Raw genomic sequence first — 5,810 nt, 5'->3', positions numbered from 1 at the left:
AATTATTTGAAGGGCGCGATCGCACTATATAAAAAGAGTGATCGCCCTGGATATATTCCCGAATGCCACTAAGAAAACGTGAAACGTCGTCAGGGCAGGGTGTTGGGGGTAGGGTGTGGGGTGTAGGGAAGATCAAGAACAGTAAATATAAGTACGGACACAAATCAATCTCTGACTCACTATTCTTATTCACTACACCCAACACCCGACACCCGACACCCAAAGCCTTATAGATAGTGGGTTTGCCGTTAACTTAGCGCCATTCATATATTCCCCTCAAACCGATCGCTGATTTCTCACTTACAATTGGCAAGTCTTCGGATGCGATCGCTTTCTGTTTGCCGATGTCCATCGAGAATTATTTGAAGGGCGCGATCACACTATATAAAAAGAGTGATCGCACTTCGGTATTACCCTCAAACTCGTCTCACTGATTGCTCGTCTATAATTGGATGCGTAGGGTGGGTTTAACCTATCATCCTTCGCCAAGACGATAGTTTATTGGGCTTCGTGCCTCAACCTCATCTATGATACCGAGTGATCGCTTGTACTTTATTTACCTGCAAACTGCTGTCAAGCTGATTGATTGACAAATTCTCCGATTGATCGCCTGAACCGCTCTCACCCTAACCCTCTCCCAATATAGGAGTGAGAACCGGAGTTGAATCGCCCCTTTCCCACTTTGGCAGAAGTGTTGGGGATGAGGGCAAAAGAGTTTTGTCAGTCAACCAAGCTGTAAAGAGTTAATCTCCAAAACCTAACCGCCGTCGCAGATCCCTCAAAATTTCGTAAAACCAACTTTTGTCGCCGTCATCTTTCCATTGTCGAATTGTATCCCACTCACGTTCTAAGTTCCACAGATAAGCCTCACCTAATTCGTTGTCGTGAGGAGCATTCTCAAAAGTATTTCGTAATCCGCGATAATTCTCATCGTAATGATGTTGTCTAACTGCCTCGGCAGCCAGGTCCCCAGCTCGAAAATTTCTTCTAATCCTCTGAAACAAGCTGAGAAGTTCGTCTTGCTCAAGCTGAAAGTAGACACCGAGATATCTCCCACCTTCATGCTCTCGTTCTGGCATTATCCAATCGTCCAAAAATTCATTTGTCTCCTCATAAAACTCTCTCTGGGCACCCCCAAGCGGGGGTTCTCCTTGTTCAAGACCACCACCTGGAAGTGCGAAATCATTCCCACCATGTCGAATCGCACTCCCCTCAGGATAGACATCACCTCCGCCGTCTGCGTTTTCGCGGTGGTAAAAATAGCTCGCTCGATTTTTTCTACACATGATAAAGTCGCCTCGTAGATTGTAAGCGACAGCATAGACCTGTCTGCCATCTCCTCCCTTCTTCTTGCTTTTAGCTAGATCGGACGCAAACTCTGCTGCTTTATTCTTTCCCCCCTCTTTGAGTTTTTTACCTATAGTCTTAGCCACACCTGCTCCCGTGCTATGCCGCTGTTTTCCAGAGTACTTTTTGGGGCGTTTGCCTCCAGATTTTCCTACTGGACGAGAATCTAAATCAAGACTTTCTGCCATCCATTCCGAGCTTACGTCTGTCAATGACTCTAGCTTTGTGAATATATTTAACAACATAGCACCCAGAAGTACTATGCCAGCCCAGCCCCAGTATGCTGCTGGAACCCCAAACTCTACTGGATCCCCTTGAGTCACAGCCATCTCTTCTAAAGAATTGCTTAGGGTGTCTGTTATCGTATCGTACACGTCTTTAGACGGAACTGTATTGCATTCACAATGGAATCCCACACCTTTAGGCGCTGTCATCGTCAGCTTCCAATCACCTGGCTTGGGGTGTTTGATAATCAGACAGCGAACTGAATCACCGTGCATAACTACCAGTTTGTCTTTTTCTTTAATATGGTGATCGTATTTAGTTCCATCAGGTCCTTCAACTGTCAGTTTTGCGCCATCTGGGAAATCGATCGAGTGATTGTTTTTGGTAAGAGTTGCATGTAAAAAAGGCGCTCCCTTTTTGACCTTCATCGTATGGTGGAAGTCATGCTTTCGTTCGTTATCACCAGCACTACGACAAGCACAACGACAGTATGAATTTTCACCATGCAATTCATGCCAATGATGATGATGAGGATGATGATGATGAGAGGCTGGTAAGGTCAAAACTGAAGACCAAAGCTTGTCTTCTTTGTCAGTATAGTGAGTTTCCACTGCAAACCTTGCGTTGCAAGCAACCTTTGGCGAACTACCGTCACCATAACTTTTGACCCGATCTTTATCAAACCAGTCAATGGTGCGCTCTCTCACTCGACCGAGGCGATACTTCAGATTCTCCGCCCAGTGAACTTCAATTATTAGCCTGTCATTAGTGATGGCAATTGAAGTATTAGCTCCAATTGCATGGGTATGGCTCCTGTTACCATCAAACCAGTCGATCGTGTGACCCTTAATTTGACCAAGGCGATACTGAACAACATTATAGTTGGGGTACTCCAAATGGTGAGCTGCCACTACTAGCCCGTCATCAGTGATCGCAACTGAGGGAGTGTAAGCAGATTCGTATTCAATGCTCTTGCCATCATTACGCCAAACAATCCTATCACCCTCAACGTGACCAATGTTATACCAAAGAGTAAGTGAATCGCCCTGACTCTGGTGAACTTCAACTACTATTCCTTTATTATTGATGGCAACTGAGGGAAATTCTCCACTGTCATAGCGAATGCTGTTCTCATTACGCCAAGCAATCTTGTCACCCTCAACTTTACCAAGGCGATACCATAGAGTAGCGTTTAGTCCCTGACTTTTGTGAACTTCAACTACTAACCCGTTATCATTGATGTCAACTGAGGGAGGGTCTCCAAGGTCATAGTGGTGGCCTTTCTCACTCCAAGCAATCTTGTCATCGTCAACTTTACCAACGCGATACCGAAGATCATCACCATCCTGGTGAACTTCAACAACTACATTGTTATTATTCACAGCAATATCTGGGTATGTACCTGAAGCGTAGCGATGGGCTTTACCAAAAGTTTTATCTCCAACAGATTTACCATCTCCAGAACCATCTGGTAATGCTGGGTTTGAGCTTGGGTCATCGAAAGTCTTTTTGATTTCATTCTCCGACGAAAAACGGTTTGAGTCGTTAGCCATGATTTAACTCCGTAAACTAGTGTTGTAGTATTGAACAAAATACCAAACTGAACCAATGTAGTTATCAAGTGATTTTAATCGATGACAACTTGTACGGATATGGAGTGTAGAGTGTGGGGTGTAGGAAATTAAGAAGATGTTGAACTCTAGGATGCACTAAATTCAATTGTCTTAAACACTACACCCACTTAGCCACCCCTAATACCTCACTCTGAATAAATTTCAGCTTTTCTTAGTGCCATTCAAAGGAAAATGGTAGTTGAAATCTATTCTTCATTCTTGATATCTCACAGATGCCCGATTAAATACTTTGCCGCAAAGAGAATCAAGATTTAGGTGTAGTCAAAGCTCTGGGAAAACCAGTCACCAAGATGAATCTATCCTTTTTTTCGCACCTACTTGACAAATGTGCAATTCTCTTAAACTCTCACCGATGTCGGTATTTAAGTTGTCCATTTATATTTGCAATACGGCGATCTAAATTCAAAGTTGATAATTTCCAGTTACCATTTTCTCTACGAGTATTACACCTCAAAAATGATATACCATGTTGACTAGTTAATATACAATTTTTACTAGTTGCGATGTAACGACCATTCCTCCTCCAAACTAACTTTCCTTCATCATTTGCTATGTAATTATTCAGATTTATACTAGTCTGTGTATAACCTCCATTATTTTTTCTACAATAAGCTTCCAATATACGACCTTTCTCTATGCCTATATTTGCACATGAGCCGCTAAATCTACCGTCTGCCAATACGATATTTGATTGCAAAAGAATTAATAGAAATAGCAAAGCAAATGTTGCATATTTCAACATGATAAAACTCCTGAAGGATGTTAGTTTACACAAGCATAACCATCAGGACAAACGCATCTTATCAACAAGAATCTTTCAATATCAATAAGGGTGAAAATAATCGCATTAATGCCTGTTTATTGAAAATTATTTCAGCGTTTATCTTAACCTTTGAGAAACCAATCAAACAATAAATTATTGTTCCCCGGTTTCTAAACTAATTAATGTTTTTGTCAAGAGAAATTTAAGATGTGTTTGCCCTATACTTATAAATCAGCTCGAAATTCAAAAACTATGAAATCTATCCGAATTGCCTTTACCAAACTTATCATCTCCAACAATTGCGTTCTGCAATGGAAAACGATTTGAGTCGATAGCCATGATTTAACTCCGTAAACTAGGATTGTTGTAATGAACGAAATACCAAACTGAACTAATGTAGTTATCAAGTGATTTCGATCAATGACAACTTAGAGGAAATGGTCTCCAATTACTAGTCAGTTATTAAAGTTACAGTCTGGAATAACTGTGCTGATTGTCTGAGTTTCAGAGATGTCGGGTGCTACAACGTTTCTTTGCCTAACTGCTGCAACATAGCGAGTGAATCACCTAGAACCCAATGATCGACAATCTTGCCATCTGCTAGTCGATCGACCTGTACGCATGAACATGTCACCTGCTTGCTCGTCGGCGGAATACCAAGGAACTCTAGGCGATGGGTACCCGTAAACGTGCCACGAGTAACAACCTTATCGTCTTCAGCAATCACATCTTCAAATGTGTGGTAGCTATCTGGGAAGGTAGAGCGCATCTTCTGCATGTGCTCAAAAAAGTCATCACCACCGTGGATAACAGTTCCCAGTGTATGAACAACAATGTTCGGGGCAATCAGTTCCTTGGCTTGTTCTAGATTTCCTTGGTTATAAGCCTTGTAGAATTGAAGAACAATGGCTTTATTCTGTTCTAATGACATTGAAGTCTCCTTTACTGTTATGACTCGACATGTAAACGAGAGAATAATATTCTTCGCCGTTCAGCGATTGGTCATTCTCTCCAGTTTTTCGGGATACCGATCGTCTTGCACCGCGATCTTAGATGCCGCATCATCGATATCGCGTGAGTCGGAATAGGATCTCATTCATGTCCACCCTCAGCAAGACATGAATTGGAGTCAAGGATCTAGAAATTTAATGACTTGCAGCGACAATAGCTGGCTTCAATTGCTCGATGTTCCAGCGTCCGGAATACTGAATTCCATTGATAAACAGGGCTGGGGCAGCCGTTACTCCACTTTGTAATCCACTTTCTATATCTTCATTGATGCGAGCAATATGCACTTGTTTATACAGATCTCGAACAAACTGAGTGACATCAAGCCCTAAATTGTCAGCATACTCTGCCAGATAGCCATCCCCCAGCTCTTGCTGATGGGCGAACAAAATGTCATGCATCTGCCAGAATTGTCCCTGTGCTGCTGCTGCTTCTGCTGCCGCTGCTGCCTTTTGAGTTTGAGGATGAATTTGAGGCTGAGGAAAATGTCTGTACACTAAGCAGAGATCGTTTTGCTCGGATGTGTTATGCCGTTCTTGCATTGTCTGAATTAAGGTATGAAGTTCTCTACATCGAGGACATTGATAATCCCCATACTCAACTAGCACAACTTTGGCATTCAGCGATCCTTGGCGACGATCTCGCTGGGATGGTAGTACAGCTAATTGATTGCGATCGTCAGTTGCTTGGGCAGAAATATTGTCGCTCATTCTAAACCTCGACGAAAAAAGCATTCACTGTACAGGTGGCACTGTGAAATCTCCTTTTGTCAATCCTAACTAACATCTATATGACTTAATATATGGAGTCAGCTTCAAGCTGTCATCAATTCT

5 protein-coding genes are annotated in these 5,810 nt (G+C 42.4%); all 5 read right to left on the bottom strand.

Features of this window, described 5'->3' with window-relative positions:
- On the bottom strand, positions 1–193 hold a 193-nt coding region (locus tag I8752_RS31550; RefSeq protein WP_214436124.1), incomplete at its 3' end, for a hypothetical protein.
- 550 nt (positions 194–743) lie between these two features.
- Positions 744–3,125, bottom strand: coding sequence for an NUDIX hydrolase (locus tag I8752_RS31545; protein WP_214436123.1), 2,382 nt, complete (start codon positions 3,123–3,125; stop codon positions 744–746).
- 427 nt (positions 3,126–3,552) lie between these two features.
- Entirely contained in the window at positions 3,553–3,948 is a 396-nt protein-coding gene (locus tag I8752_RS31540) for a mannose-binding lectin (protein WP_214436122.1), read from the bottom strand.
- A 541-nt stretch (positions 3,949–4,489) separates the two neighbouring features.
- Positions 4,490–4,900: an ester cyclase gene (locus I8752_RS31535; protein ID WP_214436121.1), complete on the bottom strand. Its 411-nt coding sequence runs from the start codon at positions 4,898–4,900 to the stop codon at positions 4,490–4,492.
- A gap of 214 nt (positions 4,901–5,114) precedes the next feature.
- The gene (locus tag I8752_RS31530; RefSeq protein ID WP_214436120.1) at positions 5,115–5,687 is read right to left on the bottom strand and encodes a DsbA family protein; all 573 of its coding nucleotides are present in this window, start codon (positions 5,685–5,687) and stop codon (positions 5,115–5,117) included.
- Positions 5,688–5,810: the final 123 nt, after the last annotated feature.

It is taken from the genome of Dendronalium phyllosphericum CENA369 (genome assembly GCF_016056275.1).
GTDB classification, from domain to species: Bacteria; Cyanobacteriota; Cyanobacteriia; order Cyanobacteriales; family Nostocaceae; genus Dendronalium; species Dendronalium phyllosphericum.
The sequence above is the reverse complement of the archived record's forward strand: the minus strand, read 5'-3'. Positions and strand labels throughout refer to the sequence as shown.